16 protein-coding genes and 1 pseudogene are annotated in these 17,431 nt (G+C 70.5%); 11 read left to right on the top strand and 6 right to left on the bottom strand.

The genetic code is table 11. From position 1 onward, the window contains the following. Window positions 1-219: 219 nt before the first annotated feature. The 3 genes from ACN6LD_RS15535 to ACN6LD_RS15525 all read right to left on the bottom strand — a co-directional run bounded on the left by ACN6LD_RS15535 (window position 220) and on the right by ACN6LD_RS15525 (window position 2,327). A complete protein-coding gene (locus ACN6LD_RS15535) occupies window positions 220-1,077 on the bottom strand; it encodes a fumarylacetoacetate hydrolase family protein (RefSeq protein WP_445043477.1) in 858 nt (285 codons plus the stop codon). A gap of 137 nt (window positions 1,078-1,214) precedes the next feature. Beyond that, window positions 1,215-1,913: a YidC/Oxa1 family membrane protein insertase gene (locus ACN6LD_RS15530; RefSeq protein ID WP_445043476.1), complete on the bottom strand. Its 699-nt coding sequence runs from the start codon at window positions 1,911-1,913 to the stop codon at window positions 1,215-1,217. A gap of 96 nt (window positions 1,914-2,009) precedes the next feature. Beyond that, window positions 2,010-2,327: a DUF6412 domain-containing protein gene (locus ACN6LD_RS15525; RefSeq protein ID WP_319198385.1), complete on the bottom strand. Its 318-nt coding sequence runs from the start codon at window positions 2,325-2,327 to the stop codon at window positions 2,010-2,012. Between the two features lie 438 nt (window positions 2,328-2,765). Here ACN6LD_RS15525 and ACN6LD_RS15520 point away from each other — a divergent pair, with 438 nt between their 5' ends. The 3 genes and pseudogenes from ACN6LD_RS15520 to ACN6LD_RS15510 form a co-directional block, all read left to right on the top strand. Beyond that, complete coding sequence (locus ACN6LD_RS15520) at window positions 2,766-3,524, top strand: hypothetical protein (RefSeq protein ID WP_445043475.1); 759 nt, start codon at window positions 2,766-2,768, stop codon at window positions 3,522-3,524. Next, window positions 3,517-3,900, top strand: coding sequence for a GntR family transcriptional regulator (locus tag ACN6LD_RS15515; protein ID WP_266718127.1), 384 nt, complete (start codon window positions 3,517-3,519; stop codon window positions 3,898-3,900). The genes ACN6LD_RS15520 and ACN6LD_RS15515 overlap by 8 nt, the downstream gene beginning before the upstream one ends. A 62-nt stretch (window positions 3,901-3,962) precedes the next feature. Then, a pseudogene (locus ACN6LD_RS15510) lies at window positions 3,963-4,724 on the top strand (DUF817 domain-containing protein); the annotation flags it as partial. A gap of 45 nt (window positions 4,725-4,769) precedes the next feature. Here the strand turns inward: ACN6LD_RS15510 and ACN6LD_RS15505 are convergent. Beyond that, window positions 4,770-5,657 (bottom strand): class E sortase, encoded by an 888-nt coding sequence (locus tag ACN6LD_RS15505; protein WP_445043474.1) that lies wholly within the window; start codon window positions 5,655-5,657, stop codon window positions 4,770-4,772. A gap of 265 nt (window positions 5,658-5,922) precedes the next feature. Here ACN6LD_RS15505 and ACN6LD_RS15500 point away from each other — a divergent pair, with 265 nt between their 5' ends. Together ACN6LD_RS15500 and ACN6LD_RS15495 are read left to right on the top strand one after the other, a co-directional pair. Then, complete coding sequence (locus ACN6LD_RS15500) at window positions 5,923-7,398, top strand: glycoside hydrolase (protein ID WP_319193188.1); 1,476 nt, start codon at window positions 5,923-5,925, stop codon at window positions 7,396-7,398. 98 nt (window positions 7,399-7,496) lie between these two features. After that, window positions 7,497-8,525 carry an SEC-C domain-containing protein gene (locus ACN6LD_RS15495; RefSeq protein WP_445043473.1) on the top strand — a complete coding sequence of 343 codons (1,029 nt, stop codon included), beginning with the start codon at window positions 7,497-7,499 and terminating at the stop codon, window positions 8,523-8,525. 56 nt (window positions 8,526-8,581) lie between these two features. Here the strand turns inward: ACN6LD_RS15495 and ACN6LD_RS15490 are convergent, their stop codons facing one another. Beyond that, entirely contained in the window at window positions 8,582-9,361 is a 780-nt protein-coding gene (locus tag ACN6LD_RS15490) for an SDR family NAD(P)-dependent oxidoreductase (RefSeq protein ID WP_445043472.1), read from the bottom strand. Between the two features lie 220 nt (window positions 9,362-9,581). Here ACN6LD_RS15490 and ACN6LD_RS15485 point away from each other — a divergent pair, with 220 nt between their 5' ends. The 4 genes from ACN6LD_RS15485 to ACN6LD_RS15470 all read left to right on the top strand — a co-directional run bounded on the left by ACN6LD_RS15485 (window position 9,582) and on the right by ACN6LD_RS15470 (window position 14,568). Next, complete coding sequence (locus tag ACN6LD_RS15485; RefSeq protein ID WP_445043471.1) at window positions 9,582-10,430, top strand: hypothetical protein; 849 nt, start codon at window positions 9,582-9,584, stop codon at window positions 10,428-10,430. Between the two features lie 105 nt (window positions 10,431-10,535). Further along, complete coding sequence (locus ACN6LD_RS15480) at window positions 10,536-11,750, top strand: hypothetical protein (protein WP_445043470.1); 1,215 nt, start codon at window positions 10,536-10,538, stop codon at window positions 11,748-11,750. Next, window positions 11,747-13,630, top strand: coding sequence for a DEAD/DEAH box helicase (locus ACN6LD_RS15475; RefSeq protein WP_445043469.1), 1,884 nt, complete (start codon window positions 11,747-11,749; stop codon window positions 13,628-13,630). The genes ACN6LD_RS15480 and ACN6LD_RS15475 overlap by 4 nt, the downstream gene beginning before the upstream one ends. Further along, complete coding sequence (locus ACN6LD_RS15470; protein ID WP_445043468.1) at window positions 13,627-14,568, top strand: protein NO VEIN domain-containing protein; 942 nt, start codon at window positions 13,627-13,629, stop codon at window positions 14,566-14,568. Before ACN6LD_RS15475 ends, ACN6LD_RS15470 begins: the two co-directional genes overlap by 4 nt. A gap of 9 nt (window positions 14,569-14,577) precedes the next feature. Here the strand turns inward: ACN6LD_RS15470 and ACN6LD_RS15465 are convergent, their stop codons facing one another. After that, complete coding sequence (locus ACN6LD_RS15465) at window positions 14,578-15,090, bottom strand: very short patch repair endonuclease (protein ID WP_445043467.1); 513 nt, start codon at window positions 15,088-15,090, stop codon at window positions 14,578-14,580. 99 nt (window positions 15,091-15,189) lie between these two features. On the opposite strand from ACN6LD_RS15465, the gene ACN6LD_RS15460 reads away from it, so the two are divergent. Both ACN6LD_RS15460 and ACN6LD_RS15455 read left to right on the top strand, forming a co-directional pair. Further along, window positions 15,190-16,407 carry a DNA cytosine methyltransferase gene (locus ACN6LD_RS15460; protein ID WP_445043466.1) on the top strand — a complete coding sequence of 406 codons (1,218 nt, stop codon included), beginning with the start codon at window positions 15,190-15,192 and terminating at the stop codon, window positions 16,405-16,407. Between the two features lie 167 nt (window positions 16,408-16,574). Then, window positions 16,575-17,339, top strand: coding sequence for a GIY-YIG nuclease family protein (locus ACN6LD_RS15455; RefSeq protein ID WP_445043465.1), 765 nt, complete (start codon window positions 16,575-16,577; stop codon window positions 17,337-17,339). Window positions 17,340-17,431: the final 92 nt, after the last annotated feature.

Genomic DNA, 17,431 nt, shown 5'->3' with positions numbered 1-17,431 from the left:
GCGGAACGGGCCAGAACACGGGCCCCGTGCCCCCGCCCAGGAAGCCCCCAGGGACGCGAGCGCCCGTGACATCCACGGCCGAACCACCCCCCGGGGGTGCGGGGAACTGCGCGACCAGCCGCCCCTCACCCGCCTCCCCACCCGCACCCGCACCCGACGAACAACCGCACCCCCGACCCCCGCTCCGGCCCGGCAGTCCCCCACCGACCCAGCGGAGCGCTACGCGACGGCGAACACCTGCCGCTGCCGCCCCAGCCCCGAGATCTCCAGTTCCACCACGTCCCCGCGCCGCAGGAACGGCTTCGGGTCGGGCGCCCCGAGGGCCACCCCGGCCGGCGTCCCCGTGTTGATCACGTCCCCGGGGTACAGCGTCATGAACTGGCTGACGTACCGCACGACCTCCCCGACGGCGAAGATCTGCTCGGCCGTCGTGCCGTCCTGCTTCAGCTCCCCGTTGACCCAGAGCCTCAGGGAGAGGTCCTGCGGGTCGGCGATCTCGTCTGCCGTCACCAGCCACGGCCCCAGCGGGTTGAACGTCTCGCAGTTCTTGCCCTTGTCCCAGGTCCCGCCGCGCTCGATCTGGAACTCCCGCTCGGACACGTCGTGCGCCACCGCGTACCCGGCGACGTGCGCGAGCCCCTCCTCGGCGGACTCCAGGTAGCGGGCCGTACGCCCGACGACGACGGCCAGCTCCACCTCCCAGTCGGTCTTGACGGACCCGCGCGGGATCAGCACGGTGTCGTGCGGCCCGACGACGGTGTCCGTCGCCTTGAAGAAGATCACGGGCTCGGCGGGCGGCTCGGCCCCGGTCTCCCGGGCGTGGTCGTGGTAGTTCAGCCCGATGCACACGATCTTGCCGATCCGTGCCAGCGGCGGCCCGATCCGCAACCCGGCGGCGTCCAGCGCCGGCAGGGCCCCGGACTCGGCGGCGGCCCGGACCCGGCCGAGCGCCGCGTCGTCGGCGAGCAGCGCCCCGTCGATGTCCTGGACGACCCCGGAGAGGTCCCGCAGGACCCCCTCGGAGTCGAGCAGCGCGGGACGCTCCGTTCCCTTCGCACCGACTCGCAGCAACTTCATGATGATCGTCTCCCTGGATCGCGGGCGCCCTCCGACGGGTGCAGCCATCGGAGGACTGGTCGATCGTCCAAGCTCCGCGTCCGCTCCGCAATACCCGGTTCACGTACTGGACCGTCACCGGACGTACGCGCGGACGGTCATCGGTAGAGGACGGCCCGTTCGACCGCGCTCCACGTCGTCGACGTGATCACGTACAGCGCGGCGGCCAGCGGGACGACCGCCACCGTGACCAGGGTGAAGAACGACATGAAGGGCATGACCTTGGTGAGGGCGCCGGCGCCGGGCACGTCCTGGCCCCCGGTCACGGGCAGCGGCATCCGCTTGGCGCGCAGGTAGTTGAAGGTGGCGACCACGGCCACGACGGTGAACAGCGCGAGGTAGACCAGCCCGGCCCCGCCGACCGGGCCGCCCCGGGAGAGTGCGTCCGCCCAGTGGTCGCCGAGGGGCGCGGCGAACAGTCGGTGGCCGAGCAGCCCGTTGCTCTCACCGCCGACGGAGGTGCTGGAGAAGAGGTGGTAGAGCACGACGAACGCGGGAGCCTGGAGCAGGCTCGGCAGGCAGCCGGAGAGCGGCGACACCTTTTCCGCGGCGTGCAGTTCCAGCACGGCCTTCTGGAGCCGTTCGGGGTTTTTGGCGTGCTTGCTGCGCAGTTCGGCGATCCTCGGCTGCAGGGCGGTGCGGGCCTTCTGCCCGCGGGCGGCCGCCCGGGACAGCGGGTGGACGAGGAGCCGGACGAGCGCGGTGAACAGGACGATCGCGGCGGCCGCGGCGGCGGCGCCGAACAGGGGCTGGAGCAGGTCGGCGAGGTGCTCGACCAGGCTGGCGAAAACGGACATGGGTGAGGAGCCCTCCGGGGGTCTCGTCGTGCCGGGACAACGGGGTTGGCGGCATGACGACCCGCGCGGGGTCACGAGGACGACGTCGGACGTGCCCTACGCGGCGGTCGCCGGGAGGGCGTGACCGGGCGCTCGGGGGCGGGGCCGGCCGGACGCGTCCGGATCGCGTTGCGGCAGGAAGGCCGTGCGCCGCGCCCGGTCCCTGATCGCCGTGCGCACCCGGGTGGGCGGCACGCGAGGTGCGCTGCGCGCGGCGACGACCGTGCAGACGGTGAGCGCGGAGGACGCGGCGGCGGTCGCGGCGAAGGCGACGGCGGCCGTGAGACTGCCGGAGTCCAGGAGCAGGACGTCGAGGACCAGGAGGAGCAGGAAGGGCATGGCGGCGCGACGCGCGTCGAACCGGTTGTGCGGCATGCCTCTCCTCCCCTGCTCCCAGGAGGACGTCCGAAACCCCGCGATGGTTCCGGGGCCGGGCCGGAAACCGGGGGCGGAGCGCGGAGGCCGGGGGGCGGAGCGCGGAGGCCGGGGGGCGGAGCGCGGAGGCCGGGGGGCGGAGCGCGGAGGCAGGGGGGCGGAGCGCGGAGGCAGGGGGGCGGAGCGCGGAGGCCGGGGCGGAGCCGTGGCCGGGGGCCGGCCACCTGAGCCGCAACCGCACCCGGCTGGACACGCGGGCGCAGCAGGCGCAGCAGGCGCAGCAGGCGCAGCAGGCGCAGCAGGCGCAGCAGGCGCAGCAGGCGCAGCGAACTCGTCGAACTCGCCGGTGAGGCAACTTGTATCAGGCGATTGACACAAGATTCGGTCTCGCGGCATCTTGTACTCACCACTTGATACAAGTACGACCGGGGGCCCGCCATGCTCGACACCGTCACGCCCGAGCGACTACTGGCGCGCGCCGACCTCTGCGCCCGCTGGGCCGGACTGACCCTGGGCGTCGTCGTCGCACAGCCGCTGGCGGCCATGGACAGCGACGACCTCGCCATGCGCTTCCTCAGCGCGGTCACCGCTTTCGGGCTGTGCGCCGTCGGCGGGGTCCTGCTCGGCGACTCCCTCACCCCCGCGCCCCTCGAAGCGGTCCGCACCGCCGCCCTCGCCCCGCGTCGGGTCCGGGACCACGTCCCGCCCCGGATGGCGCCGCTGCTGGTCTTCGAGGCGGCCTGCATCACCGTCCTGCTGACGATCGGGACCCTCATGGCCTCCCCCGACGCCCAGGGCCGGGCCGGCCGCACCCTCACCGTCACCTGCGCCACCGGCAGACCCCGGCTCCTGGGCCCCTGGCCCGGCGTCCACTACGCGGCCCCCGCCCTCGCCGCCCTCGCCCTCGGCACCGCCGCCTGCGTCTGGGCGCTGCGGCGCATAGCCCACCGCCCCGGCGACAACCTGCGGCGCCACGACCGCAGCTGGGCGATCACCGGCGCCTGGGGGCTGCTGGTCTCCAGCCAGCTGCTGATCGTCCTCGGCATGATCGGCCGGGTGCTGTCGTACACCACCTGCGCCGGCATGCTGGGCAACGTCACCGCGCTGGTGATCTACCCCCTGGGGCTGCTGGCCCTGTTCAGTCTGGGCTGGTGCCTGTTCACCGTCGTCGCACCCCGGGCCGTCGGCGATGAGTGAGCCCGCGGTACGCGTCGACACCACCAGCCAGGTGCCCCCGTACGACCAGATCCGCTCCCAGCTCGCCGCGCTGATCGTCACCGGCCGGCTGACGGAGGGCGAGCGGCTGCCGACCGTGCGCCAGCTCGCCGCCGACCTGGGTCTGGCGCCGGGGACGGTGGCCCGCGCCTACCGGGAACTGGAGGCCGCCGAGCTGATCCGCACCCGGCGCGGCGCCGGCTCCCGGGTGGCGGCTCCCCGGCCCCGTCCGGGCCGCCCCGATCCCGAGCAACTGGCGACGCTGGCACGAGACTTCACCGCATCCGCCCGCGCCCTCGGCGCCGACACGGACGCCGTCCTGACCGCCGTCCGAGAAGCGCTCGAGGAGGGTGCGTAGCAGCCCCGGAAGGGAGCACCGCGGCGCGGTCCGCAACCGCACACCCCGCCCTGCGGCTCTACATGACCATGCACCTGCACCACATGCACGACATGCACGAGAGGGTGGCCGGCGCCGTCGGGAGGTTCGCCGGCCAGCTGACCCGCTTCGGCTGGGTCCAGGCGCGCTGCTGCGCCTTCGCGGTCGCGCTGCTCGGCGGCATGGCCGTCTCCCGGCTGCTCCCGGTCCTCCCGGTGGCCCGCTACGACCTCCTCCTCGCCTACGGCGTGCTGCTCACCGCGGGCGCGTGGCTCCTTGGCTGGGAGTCCCGGCGGGAGGTGGCGGTGGTGGCCGTCTGCCATGTCCTGGGGCTCGCCTTCGAGCTGGTGAAGGTGCGGGTGGGTTCGTGGAGCTACCCCGAGCCCGGCCTCACCAAGATCGCCGGAGTGCCGTTGTACGGCGGCTTCATGTACGCGGCCGTGGGCAGCTACGTCTGCCGGTCCTGGCGGCTGCTCGACCTGTCGCTGACCCGCTACCGACCCCGCTCGACCGCCGTGCTCGCCGTCGGCCTGTACGTGAACTTCCTGACCCACCACTGGCTGCCGGACCTGCGGCTGCCGCTCGGCGCGCTGCTGCTGGCCGCCACGGCGGGCACGTGGGCGCACTTCACGGTCGGCAGGCTGCGGCACCGGATGCCGCTGGCGCTCGCCTTCACGCTGATCGGCTTCTTCCTCTGGCTCGCCGAGAACATCGCCACCTACCTGGGCGCCTGGACCTACCCGTACCAGCTCGACGGCTGGGAGCCCGTCGCCCTCTCCAAGTGGGTCTCGTGGGCGCTGCTGATCAGCGTCACCTTCGTCGTCTGCGGGGCCCGCAGAGAGCGCCGCGAGCTACGGGAGCGCAGGCGCGACGGCGTCCTGTCCGCGGGGCTGCGCGGCGACCAGGACGCCCCACACGACCAGCCGGTACCGGGAGGTGTACTCGGGCGTGCAGGTGGTCAGGGTGAGGTAGCGGCCGGGGACGCCGTAGCCGTGGCCGGGCTTGGCGAGGGAGCGGGGCACGGGCCCGATGACGCCCGAGTCGCGGGGTGAGGTCTGCGGCAGGACCTTGTCGACGAGGTAGGTGTAGGTGGCGTCGCGGGTCTCCACCTCCACCTTGTCGCCCTTCCCCAGGCGGTTGAGGTACCGGAAGGGCTCACCGTGTGTGTTGCGGTGCGCCGCCACCGCGAAGTTGCCCTGCTGCCCGGGTTGTTGACTGCCGCTGTAGTGACCCGCGTACCCCTTGTCGAGGACCTTCCGCTTGCTGGTGCCTTCGGCGACCGGCACCCGGAGGCCGAGCCGGGGGATGCGCAGGACGGCGTAGGCCTGGGAGGCGCGCGGGACGCCGCTCCCCGCGTCGCCCCCTGCCGACGAGCCGGTACCTCCGTCGGCGCCGCCTCCGTCGCCGGCGGACGGGTCGCCGGCGGCGGTGTCGGCGCCCGGGCCGCCGTCGCCGGCGGCGCCCTGCGGACCGTCCGCCGCACCGCTCCCCCACTCCCGTTCCAGGGCCGCCACCCCGCGCTCGGCCCCGGCCCTCGCCTCCCGGTTGGTCCACCACAGCTGGTGGACGACGAGGAGGAGCACCAGCACCCCGGCGGTGACGAGGAGTTCGGCGCCGGTCCACAGCACCCGCCGGCACCGGGCGCGCCGCCGCCGGGTGCCGTGCCGAACGACGGGGACGCGCCGGCCGAGGGCGACGCGCCGGCCGAGGGGGGTCCGCTGCCCGGGGGAAGTCCGCACGCGGGCACGATAAGGGGAGGGGGACAAGGTCTCCAGACCCGTACATACACGGACCGTTCCCGCCCCGCCCGTTCGTCCCCTCGAACCCATTCCGCCCCTTTCTCCACAGGTTTGAGAAAGGGCTGTCAGAACTCTCGACAACTCCACGGACCACACCCGATGCTTCGTGACGCATTCACGCATTCACGCATTGACGCACTGACGCACTCCGACGACGCCGGCGGGGACGACCGGCGGTCGATCGCTGTCATGAAGCGGAGAAGTCATGATCCGACGCAGAACACTGCTGGCGGCCACGGGCGGCGCGCTCCTCGGAAGCACCCTCGCGACGGGCACCGCCCGCGCCGACTCCACGATCGCCGTCAACCCCTCGACGACCTACGGCGCCTGGGAGGGCTGGGGGACCTCCCTGGCCTGGTGGGCGAACGTCTTCGGCGCCCGGGACGACTTCGCCGACATCTTCTTCACGACCAAGTCGGTGTCCTACAACGGCAGCACCCTGCCCGGCCTCGGCCTCAACATCGCCCGCTACAACCTGGGGGCCTGCAGCTGGAACACCGTGGGCGGCGCTTCGATGGCGGTGTCCCCCAACATCCCCGGGTTCAAGCAGATCGAGGGCTACTGGCAGGACTGGAACAACGAGGACCCGGCGTCCTCGGCCTGGGACTGGACGGCGGACGCCAACCAGCGCGCGATGCTGCAGAAGGCCGTGTCGCGCGGCGCGACGTCCGAGCTGTTCGCCAACTCCCCCATGTGGTGGATGTGTCTGAACCACAACCCGTCGGGCGCGGCGGGCGGCGGCAACAACCTCCAGTCCTGGAACTACCGGCAGCACGCCTCCCACCTCGCGGCGGTGGCCCTGCGCGCGAAGAACAACTGGGGCGTGAACTTCGCGACGGTGGACCCCTTCAACGAACCGTCCTCGTCCTGGTGGACGGCGACCGGGACGCAGGAGGGCTGCCACATGGACGCGACCGTCCAGGCCGCCGTCCTTCCGTACATGCGCAGCGAACTGGACTCGCGGGGTCTGACGGCGACGAAGATCTCGGCCTCGGACGAGACGAGCTACGACCTGGCCCGCACCACCTGGAACTCCTTCTCCGCGACGACGAAGGGGTACGTGAACCGGGTCAACGTCCACGGCTACCAGGGCTCCGGCGGCCGCCGCGACCTGCTGTACACGGACGTCGTGACGACGGCCAAGAAGGCGCTGTGGAACTCCGAGACCGGCGACAAGGACGGCACCGGCCTCACGATGGCGAGCAACCTGCTCTACGACTTCCGCTGGCTGCACCCGACGGCCTGGGTCTACTGGCAGGTCATGGACCCGTCGGCGGGCTGGGCGATGATCCGGTACGACCCGGACACCCTGGCGGCCGGCGCGGTCACCACGAAGTACTACGTGATGGCCCAGTTCAGCCGCCACATACGGCCCGGCATGACGATCCTCGACACGGGCGTGAGCTACGCGGCGGCCGCCATCGACAGGACGGCGAAGCGCCTGGTGATCGTCGCGGCGAACACGTCGTCGTCGGCCCAGACGCTCACCTTCGACCTGTCCCGCTTCACCACGGTGAGCGGCGGATCGGGAGGACTGGTCCCCCGCTGGAACACGGTGACCAGCGGCTCCGGCGACCTCTACACGTCCCACTCGGACACGCACCTGAGCGGCAAGTCGATCAGCGTGCCGTTCGCGGCGGGCGCGGTGCAGACCCTCCAGGTGGACGGGGTGACGATCTAGGGACGTCCGACACGGCTTCCGGGTGGGCGGGGCGGCGATGTGGTCGCTGGCCTGCAGGTATCTCTCCTTTGTCGCCGGGCGGCGCTACGGTGTCACCCATGCGCCCCGACACGCCTGCCGAGAACGTCGACCACACCGCCGAAGCGGCACGCCTGGAGCGGACCGCCGGCCTGTATCCCGAGGACGCGGAAGCCCTGCTGCTGCAGGCCGCGGCACACCTGGAACTGGCCGGCGACCGCCCCGCCGCGACGACCCTGTACGACCGGCTCCTGTCCTCCTCGGAGGGTCCGGAGAACCTGGAGAGCCCCCACCTGATCCGCGCCCTGAAGGCCTCCAACCTGTGGGAGTACGGTCACGAGGCCGAGGCCAGAGCGATCATCGACGGCATCCGCGCCGCCGCCCCCCGCGACCCGGCCCCCTGGGTGATCGTCGCGGAGTCGCTGGAGTCCCACGACGAGCTGGAGGCCGCGCAGAAGACGTTCACCGAGGGCGTCACCCTGCTCCTGGCGGACGTCCCGGAACCCCCGCCGCACTCCTCGCACCCCCTGCTCTTCGGCCGCCACCGCGTACGCCGCATGCTGGGAGCCGCCCACGACGACTGGGACGTGCTGGCCGACACCCTCCACTCCTCCCCCGTCCCCCTCGACGAGCTGCACGACCCCAAGCGCGTCTGGTCCCTGGGCTCGGACAACCCGGCCGAACTGCAGGCGGAGATCTCCCGCCTGCGCGCCGAGCTCGGCGCGTACCGGGAGGAGCTGTCCCGCCCGTTCCCGGTGGCGGTCCTGCACTGGCCCACGGGGGAGCTGGCGGAACTGGTGGGGGCGTACCCGACGCTGTCGGACGAGTACCCCTCGCACGACGAGCACCTGGCGACGATAGAGGCGTCCCTGCGCGAACTCGCCGCCTCCGGCACGGCCAACCTCGGCATCGTGACGGGCACGGTCCCCTCCTACGAGGCCTTCGCGGCCTCCGAGGGCACCACCCCGGCCGACACCGACCTCCTCCCCCAGTACGCGACGACCTTGGCAGCAAGGGGCAGGGCCGTGAACTGGCCGCCGGAACGGGGGGCGGCTTGCTGGTGCGGGTCGGGGAACAGCTACGAGGCGTGCCACGGGGCGAGCGCGTAGCACCGCCCGCCCGCCGACCACGCCTCAGTCGACGGACTGCGCAGCCGACGGACCGCTCAGCCGGCGCTCGGCCCGTCGGGCCGCAACGCGTCCGAGATGGACTTCACGCCGCCGTGCGCGCTGAAGCCCCCGTCGACGGGGATCTCCGCTCCCGTGATGAAGGAGGACGCGTCGCTGAGAAGGAAGACGACGAGGGGCGCGACGTCGTCGACGGTGCCGCTGCGCCCCAGAGGCGTCTCGCGGATGGTGGTCTCACGGAATGCCGGGGTCGCCGCGGCGGTCATCTCCGTCTCGATGTAGCCGGGGTGCACCGTGTTGACCCGTATCCCCCGCGGCCCCAACTCCGTGGCCGCGATCTTCGAGACGCCCCGCAGCGCCCACTTGCTGGCGGTGTAGGCCACCGGGTAGTAGCCGGTGTACGCGGTGGACGATCCCACGTTGACGATGGACGAGCCCGGCGGCATCAACGGCGAGAGGCATTGAATGCCGAGCAGCGGCCCGGTGGCGTTCACCGCGTGCACCCGCCCGAAGTCCTCCGCGCGCACCTCCCCGAGCCGGGCCCGGTGGATGACACCCGCGTTGTTGACCAGCCCGTGAACCTGCCCGTACGTCTCGCTCAGTTCGGCGGCGAGCCCGGCCCAGTCGTCCTCACTCGCGACGTCGAGCCGACGGCAATCGCCTTCGGGCCGGATGTCGGTGGCGATCACCTCCGCCCCGGCCTGAGCGAGAGCCCGGGCCTCAGCAGCACCTTGACCTCGCGCGGCCCCGGTGACCACTACGACCTTGCCGGTGAGGGGCCGCGGGATCTGGGGGCCGCCCTGGGGGGTGGAATTCATGGCGGCCAACTTAGCCGCGCATGCGCAGCGCCGGTCAGGCCGCTTGCCGGTCAGGTCGCTTGCCGGTCAGGTCGCTGACGCTTGATCAAGAAAGTCCATCGCGCCGAGCGTAAGGACGCAACAATGGGGACGCAGGCCCGTTCGTATGCCTGCGAGTGTGCAACGGCCGCGGTGACTCTCTTGAGACGCCGCGGCCGAGACGAACAGGGGGTTGAGCTGTATGGAGACCGACAACGCCGCGCCCTGCCGCCATGCGGGAGTGCCGCCGGCCGCCGTGGTGGGCTCTGTGGTCCGCCTCATCGAGAACCTTGGAGCGCATCCCGACCTGCTCGCCAGCCATGGGCTGAGCCAGCAGGAGTTCGCAGGCGCCCTGCCCGCCGCCATCGAGCAGATCCGGGGTCGTAAAAGCGCCGGGGGCGGCGGCGGCCGACGCGAGTTCGTGACGACGATGTTGCAGGGGCTCGTGAACAGGGGCGTCGCCACGGCGTTGGAGGTGCCGAAGCAGGGCGACGACACCGTCTATCGGCTGGCCGTCAAGGGGCTCGGGAACGTGGCGATCATCCAGAAGGGCGCCCCGGACGGCGTGCACAGCAGCGTGAACTGGGCGGTCCCGGACTGGGCGCAGGAGGCCTACCTCTGGTGGGTCAGCGACGGCATGACGCGCAACCCCGGCAGCGACGTGGTCAAGGGCGTCGGCCGGCTGCGCAAGGTGTTCTTCGAGGATCCGCGCAGGATGCTGGACGGAGTGATCTTCCAGAGCGGTCTGTGCGGGACCGCCGGTCGACGCTGCCCGAAGTCGGAGTATGCCGCGGACTTCGGCGGCCAGAGTGTGCCGCCTCCCTGCGTCTACGTGATGCCGGACCACGCGCCTCAGGGGTCGTCGTGGAACTGGGACGGCGCGACCCGGCGACGGTTCCCCGAACTGCTGCTCGGCGCCTTCGGCATCCCCGCGGAGAAGGCCCCTTTCTTCACTGGTCACGTGGGGTTCCAGAACGGCGAGCGCGATACCAAGCGCACGGTCATCACCTCGCGGTTCGGCCCCGCCCAAGTCACTGCGTTCAGGAGCTGAGCTGTGAGCATTCCCCTGGGAGACCCCGACCGTCGTTCCTTCCTGGCCGCGCGTCAGCCGGAAGGGCACGTCCCGTTGTCGGCTTGGCCCCGAACGAACAAGAGCATGCCCCTCGTTGAGCTCGACACCGAATGGGTTCGCTTCTCGACGCAGAACCACCGCACGAAGGCGGAGCAGCAGCGTGAGGCGCAACAGCGCGGTCAAGATGACCTGTTCACCTCCGACCCCCTCGGTTCGCCCGCGCAGGAGGTGCAGTTCCTCATCCTGTCCGGTCAGTCGAAGTTCGACGAGCTGAAGGAGGACCTCCTGGCGCGCGGCCAGAAAGAGCCCGCGATCGTCACGGCCGACGGCGTGCTGATCAACGGAAACCGCCGGACCGCCGCACTGCGCACACTTCGCCGTGAAGGTCACCAGCAGTTCGGCTACGTGCGCTGCCTCGTGCTGCCCGCCGACGCGACTCCCGAGGAGATCCTGGTCCTGGAGGCCGAGCTCCAGGTCGCGCGGGACTTCCGGGAGGACTACTCCTGGATCAACGAGGCGATGATGATCGAGGAGCTCTACGAGCTGTCAGGTCGTGACTGGGACCAGACCGCCCAGCGCATGCACCGCAAGGCCGGGGATGTGCGGATGCAGTACGAAAAGCTCCTGCTGGTGCACCAGTTGGTGAACCAGTCCCAGGGCACGCGTCTGCCCATCGACTTCACCGACAACGAGTCGGCTTTCGAGGAGTTGGCGAAGCACATCCGCAACAAGCCCCGCGACGAGGCCGAGAGCGTCAAGAAGAGCTACTTCCTGGGCATACTCTCGGGCGCCAACTACCGTCAGCTGAGGCATCTGCGGTGCGAGGACGCCGAGACGCTGGTCGAGCGGGAGCTCCTGGGCGAGTCGGCCCTCGAGGGGGTTCTCGCCACGGCGAAGAGCGCCGAGTCAGCGACCGACGAGAGCGATCCGCTGAGCGATTTCATGGGAGAGGACGGCTCCCATGAGTCGGTGGTCGAGGACGTGCTCAGTCTCGTCATCACCCGGCGTCCTGAAGCCGTCGTGCAGCTGCCCGACGGCTCCTCCGTTCCCATGAAGAGCGTGTTGGGCAGTCTGTCCGGCGCGGTCAACGCCGCCGCCCGCGAGGCGGAGGAGCGCAACCGCGAGCAGAACACGGTGGATGCGCCGTTCCAGCGGGCGGACAAGGCGTTCAGGGAGCTCGAGCGCATCCCGTCGCTGCTCGGAAAGAGCCGCGCCCACTCGGCGTGGGACGAGGAGGCGTTCCAGAGCGAGATCAACCGGATCGCGAAGCTCGTCGCGGAGCTCCGGGAGAACTCGTGATCTCTGCCGAGCTGGAGCTGCACGACCGTCCGGTCGTCGTCCTGCGCCGGCATGACGGAGCGAACCCCGGCGCGTGGGCGCTGTTGCAGGAGGCGTTGCAGCGCGGCGTCGTCGGCGGCTCGCACGACGTGATCGAAGCCCGGGTCGACGTCTTCTTCGCAGAGCTGGAGGCCGTCGCGGACGCTCGGCGGCGCTTTCGCCAGCCGATCGAGTTCGGCGACGAACTCGGTCGGCAGCTGCGCGCGCTCGCCGAGGACCGCAGGAAGCGGGACAGGGTCCTGGGGGACGCGTCCGTCGTGAACCTGGACGCACTGGCGGCCGAGCTCGCCGCGACGGGATTCCAACGTCTACTGAAGCCGTTCCAGCTGGAGAACCTGGCTCGGTTGACGAGCCTTCCGCACGGAGCCGACTTCTCGGTGCCCGGCGCGGGCAAGACGACCGTGGCGCTGGCCGGGTTCGCGTTGAGCCGGGCGCGCGGAGACGTCGAACAGCTTCTGGTGATCGGCCCGATCGCCGCCTTCCAGGCCTGGAAGGAGGACGCGGCCGCGTGTCTGAACCCGGCGCCGGTGCTGGAGGTCCACACCGGACCGCGCACCCTGCTGCGGGACGATCTGGACATCCTGGTCACCAACTACAACCGGGTGGCCTCGGATTACGACCGCATCCGCGCCTATGTCAGCCGCCGCCCGACCCAGGTCGTGCTCGACGAAGCGCATCGCATCAAAAAGGGCGAGGCCGGGGTGCACGGCCGGGCCGTGCTCGACCTCGCCTTCGCCGCCCGCCGGCGTGACGTCCTCACCGGCACCCCCGCGCCCCAGGGAGCGAACGACCTGGTGGCGCCCATGCGCTTCCTTTATCCAGGCCAAGACCGCAAGATCCTGCCACGCGGCGCGTACACCGAGGCGAACGGACGGGACCCCGACGTCGTAGCCGAGACCAGTGCCGCCATCCACCGGTACTTCGTCCGCACCCCTAAGTCCCGGCTGGGGCTGCCTCCCACCGAGTTCGAGATCGTCGCCGAGCCGATGGGGCGCATCCAGCGGGCGATCTACGAAGCGCTGGAGGGCCGCTACCGGGGCGAGTTCTCGCTTGCGACGAAGGACCGGCGCGACTTCACAAGGCTCGGGCGGATCATGATGTATCTGCTGGAGGCAGCAACGAACCCGACGCTGCTGGTCGCCGGCTCTGATGAACACGACCAGTCCGAGTTTGCGCACCCACCGCTGGAACTGCGCGGCGACGAAGCGCTATCCGACCTGCTGCGCCAGTACGCCGAATACGAGTCCCCGTGGAAGTACCGCAGGGTCCGGCAGATCGTGGAGGATGCGGCCGCCCGCGGCGAGAAGGTGCTCGTCTGGTCGACCTTCGTGCGGAACCTGAAGCTGCTGAGCGCTGTGCTGAAGGGCTTCAGCCCGGCAGTCGTACACGGCGGGGTACGCCCCGCCGACGGCGCGCCGTCCGGTGCGCTGACCCGGGACGCTGAGTTCGACCGCTTCCGCAACGATCCCGACTGCCATGTGCTCCTGGCGAACCCCGCCGCTTGCGGCGAGGGCGTCAGCCTGCACCACTGGTGTCATCACGCCGTGTACCTCGACCGCACCTTCAACGCCGGTCACTACCTGCAGAGCCAGGACCGCATCCACCGTCTCGGGCTACGCGAGGACATCGTCACCCGCTTCACGCTTCTGCTCAGCCAGGACAGCGTCGACGAGACGGTCAGCAACAGACTGCGCGAAAAGATCGTCGTCCTGTCGCAGCTGATGAACGACCCCGGCCTGGTGACGGCCGCGCTGCCCGAACCCGACACCGACGAGAGCGTGCCGGCCGTCGTGGACGACGACGCGACGGCGCTCCTGCGAGCGTTGCAGCGCCGGTCATGACGCTGCTGCCCAGCCATGGCCTGGCCTTCGGCGTGCTGCTCCTGGCGCATGCCGCGATCCGTTCACCACGGGCCGACGCCGCGTCCTGGGCGGCAGCGGCCGCCGATCAGGCTCCCTACTGGGCTCGCTCGCTGAACCTGCGTGCTACGGCTCACGCCCTCGCCCGGCACGGTCTCGCCACAGAGACAGAGACGGGAATACAGCCGTCGGAACAGCTGCAGATGCTCGCCGGGCTGGAGTCGAGCGCCCTTCAGGCGACGGCACGGGTACTGCTGGCAGCCGCTCCCCCGCCCTGGCTGCCCTTGGCCGTCCGCTCCGCGACCGTCGTCCGCGACTACGTTCCCGCCGCTGACCTCAAGACACTCGCCTGGCTGGAGCCGGAGCTGGACGCGCTGCTGCTCGACGCCGCCGCCCAACAGCGCCGGGCAGACGAGGACGCCTGGCGCGAACGTCTGGGAGCGGCGGCCGAGGCGGCGGTCCTCTCCGCTCTGCGCCAAGCAGGCCGCGAGGCCGTGCAGGTCTCCCTGATCTCCGACGCCTATGGCTACGACATCGAAGTGTGTGATCCGCCCACCGCACAGATCGAGGTGAAAGGGGTCGGGCCGCAGACGCGGGGAAGCTTCCACCTCACCCGTCACGAATACGAGACCGCTCAGCGCCGCCGCGGCACGTGGCGCCTCGTGCAGGTCGTCTTCCATTCCTCTGCGTTCACCGCAGCCGTGCTCGGCCCCGCCCACGTCGGGGAGGTGCTCTGCCTCACTCCGGAAACACTGCGTGACGTCGTACCCGAAGACACCGACGCCTTCGTCTGGGAACAGTCTGCCCTGATCACGCCGCCCACGACCGCCTGGAAGGCCGTGGATCTCAAGCCGGCGGCGGACTTCAGCGCGCCCGGCCTGCGGCGACGGACCGTGCCGCATCAGCAGCGCAGGCGCTGATCCCGCCGATCAGTCGCTCTTCGAGCCGTCCGACGGAAGCGCGGGGCCCCTCTGCTGCGCCCGCCTCGCCTCGGCGACGGTCTTCTCGACCCGGGCCGCCGCCTGAATCGGGTCCTCGTGCTCCCATACCCGTACGACCGCCCAGCCCGCCTCCGCAAGCCGCTGGTCCGTGTCCACGTCACGCGTACGGTTGCGCTCCACCTTCGACGCCCAGTAGCCGCCGTTGCGGACGGCGACGGTGTGGTGCTCTGGACAGCCGTGCCAGAAACATCCGTCGAGGAAGACGGCGACCCGCGCCTTGGTGAACACCAGGTCGGCGGTGCGGCGCAGTTCCTTGATGGGGCGGGCGGCGACCCGATAGCGCAGCCCGCGTGCGTGCACCGCCCGGCGCAGGGCCAGCTCCGGCTTGGTGTCACGGCTCTTGTTCGCCTGCATGCTGGCCCGCACGGCGTCGGAGGAGGCCCAGGATCCCCTCTCGGCCATCGTGCCCTTCTCAACGGCCTCGGACTCGTCCCCATCCATGTCCACACCGTAGTGCGGGCGCGACGCCTCCGTCCCAGGAGACTCCTGAAAACCGTCCGCAAAACCGTGATTGTCGGAGCCCTCCCGTACCATCGCCGGGTGACCACAGAGCTCCCGTCTGATCTTGACTCCGCTGCCTCCGACACCGCGTCGGCGCCTTTCGAGGTCGCCGAATTCTTCGCCGGAATCGGCCTCGCCCGCCTGGGGCTGGAGCACGCCGGAGGATTCAAGGTCACCTGGGCGAACGACCTGGACGCCCAGAAGCACGACATGTACAAGAGGCACTTCGCCGACCCCGACGGGCACTACGTCCTACGGGACATCCGGGAGATCGCGAGCGACATCCGCTCCGAGCTGGCCCCAGGCCCCGTAGACCTCGCCTGGGCGTCCTTCCCCTGCACAGACCTCTCACTCGCAGGGGGCCGCTCAGGCCTCGCGGGCAAGCATTCCAGCACGTTCTGGGACTTCACCGACGTGATCGAAGCCATGGGCGAGCGCGACGGCAAGAAGCCCGCCGTGATCGCGCTGGAGAACGTCAACGGCTTCGCCACCAGCCACAACGGCGCCGATATGAAGGCCGCCATCGAGCGACTGAACGCCCTCGGCTACTGGGCTGACGTGGTCACCCTGGACGGCCGCCGCTTCGTCCCCCAGTCCCGACCGCGTCTCTTCGTCGTCGCCGGACGCGAGGAACTGACCAAGCTCGCCGTCGACGATCGCCGGGACACCGCGCTCCGCCCCTCCTGGCTCGACCGCGTCCTCGACGACAAAGGCCTGACGACCTACCGCTCCCGCCTCCACGAACCCCCTGCCCTGCGCACCACGGGCTGGACAGACCTCGTCGACCCTGACGACGAGGTCGATTGGTGGGACGGCAACCGAGTCACCCACTTCGAGAACCAGCTCTCCGACCTCAACAAGGCCCGCGTCGAGAAGCTCAGCAGCGAACCCGAGCCCTCCTACCGCACGGCCTACCGCCGCACCCGAAACGGCGTCCCCGCCTGGGAGATCCGCGAAGACGACGTGGCAGGCTGCCTGCGCACCGCCCGCGGCGGCTCCTCTAAGCAAGCTGTCGTGCGCATGCAGAAGGGCAAGCGGATGCGCGTGCGCTGGATGACGGCCCAGGAGTACGCCAAGCTCATGGGCGCCCCTGGATACACCCTCCCCGCCAAACGCAACCAGGCCATCATGGGCTTCGGAGACGCGGTCTGCGTCGACGCGGTGGCCTGGCTCACGGAGAACTATCTCCAGCCGCTGCTATCAGGCGCCGGGGGCCACAAGTCGGTTCCGCCGCAGCGAGCCGCAGTCCTTCAGTAGACAACCCGGCTACGGCTGCTACGCCGTGGCCGAGCATGGACGTCCACCGTGGTCGCGGCTGCCCATGGCAGGCAGTGCGAGCAGTCCCCGGGTCAATGCGTATACGGAAGAGCTAGTCTCCCTCGGTCCGACCATCTGATTTCTGACAGCTTTGAGGATTGCATCGCATGACGAAGCGTTCCGGCCCGAAGCGCTCTGCGCTGCCTGCTCCCCAGGTCCAAGACTTCCGGGACTTGCTCAGCGGAGCCCTTGGAGCAGAGGACCCTCAGGGCAGGAAGTGGTCCGACGCCCAGTGGGGCTGCTACGCGTTCTACGACTATGAGGGTGAGCCGATCTACGTCGGGCAGACCAACGAAAGGCTTCGGGCGCGAGTGCGCCGCCATCTGACGAACCAGAGGACGGACGCAGTCGCGATGCGCATCCTCGACGTCTTCGAGGTGGCGGAGATGGAGCTCTGGCCACTCTGGGAGTTCGAGGGGGTCAAGAAGGACGACAGCGATGCCAAGAAGCACCTCGACGCGGTCGAGTACTCGGCTTACCTCCAAGCCATTGAGAGAAGCCGCTTCCATGCGATTCTGAACGAGAAGATCCCGCCACGCTCGCAAAGAGTCGAACTGCCGGCGTCCGAAAGGTTCGCTCTGATCAGCGAGGAGACCCGTCGCGAGCGCGGCCATCCAGACATTCGCATAGCCCGTCGCGCCGAAACGATTTCCCGGCTCGCGGCCGTGGCGCACGAACGGGGCGAAGTCTCAGACGGACTGCGTCGAGCACTCGTCATCCAAGCAGTGCGCCTTGCCTATCTGGCCGCCTCAAGACTGGCGTTCGTGGAAGGGCGACCCGAACCCGACGCCGCCGCCATCAGCGTCGAAGGGCTGGTGGGAACCGTCCTCCAGGAGCACCGGGAACAGCCGACCTTGGAAGACGCCGAGTGATGCTCCAGACCGACACGCCCTTGAAGACCCCCCTTCCGGGGAACCTCCGATTCGCCCCGTCCACCGAAAATCACACACCCCGCACCACCGAA

The sequence above is a fragment of the Streptomyces sp. SAS_272 genome (genome assembly GCF_052543235.1).
This window is presented reverse-complemented; position numbering and strand designations above follow the sequence as displayed.

Excerpts from the sequence above, each read along its gene's own strand:
- ACN6LD_RS15535 (WP_445043477.1), bottom strand. The coding sequence starts at position 1,077 with ATGAAGTTGCTGCGAGTCGGTGCGAAGGGAACGGAGCGTCCCGCGCTG.
- ACN6LD_RS15530 (WP_445043476.1), bottom strand. The coding sequence starts at position 1,913 with ATGTCCGTTTTCGCCAGCCTGGTCGAGCACCTCGCCGACCTGCTCCAG.
- ACN6LD_RS15525 (WP_319198385.1), bottom strand. The coding sequence starts at position 2,327 with ATGCCGCACAACCGGTTCGACGCGCGTCGCGCCGCCATGCCCTTCCTG.
- ACN6LD_RS15520 (WP_445043475.1), top strand. The coding sequence starts at position 2,766 with ATGCTCGACACCGTCACGCCCGAGCGACTACTGGCGCGCGCCGACCTC.
- ACN6LD_RS15515 (WP_266718127.1), top strand. The coding sequence starts at position 3,517 with ATGAGTGAGCCCGCGGTACGCGTCGACACCACCAGCCAGGTGCCCCCG.
- ACN6LD_RS15500 (WP_319193188.1), top strand. The coding sequence starts at position 5,923 with ATGATCCGACGCAGAACACTGCTGGCGGCCACGGGCGGCGCGCTCCTC.
- ACN6LD_RS15495 (WP_445043473.1), top strand. The coding sequence starts at position 7,497 with ATGCGCCCCGACACGCCTGCCGAGAACGTCGACCACACCGCCGAAGCG.
- ACN6LD_RS15490 (WP_445043472.1), bottom strand. The coding sequence starts at position 9,361 with ATGAATTCCACCCCCCAGGGCGGCCCCCAGATCCCGCGGCCCCTCACC.
- ACN6LD_RS15485 (WP_445043471.1), top strand. The coding sequence starts at position 9,582 with ATGGAGACCGACAACGCCGCGCCCTGCCGCCATGCGGGAGTGCCGCCG.
- ACN6LD_RS15480 (WP_445043470.1), top strand. The coding sequence starts at position 10,536 with ATGCCCCTCGTTGAGCTCGACACCGAATGGGTTCGCTTCTCGACGCAG.
- ACN6LD_RS15470 (WP_445043468.1), top strand. The coding sequence starts at position 13,627 with ATGACGCTGCTGCCCAGCCATGGCCTGGCCTTCGGCGTGCTGCTCCTG.
- ACN6LD_RS15465 (WP_445043467.1), bottom strand. The coding sequence starts at position 15,090 with ATGGATGGGGACGAGTCCGAGGCCGTTGAGAAGGGCACGATGGCCGAG.
- ACN6LD_RS15455 (WP_445043465.1), top strand. The coding sequence starts at position 16,575 with ATGACGAAGCGTTCCGGCCCGAAGCGCTCTGCGCTGCCTGCTCCCCAG.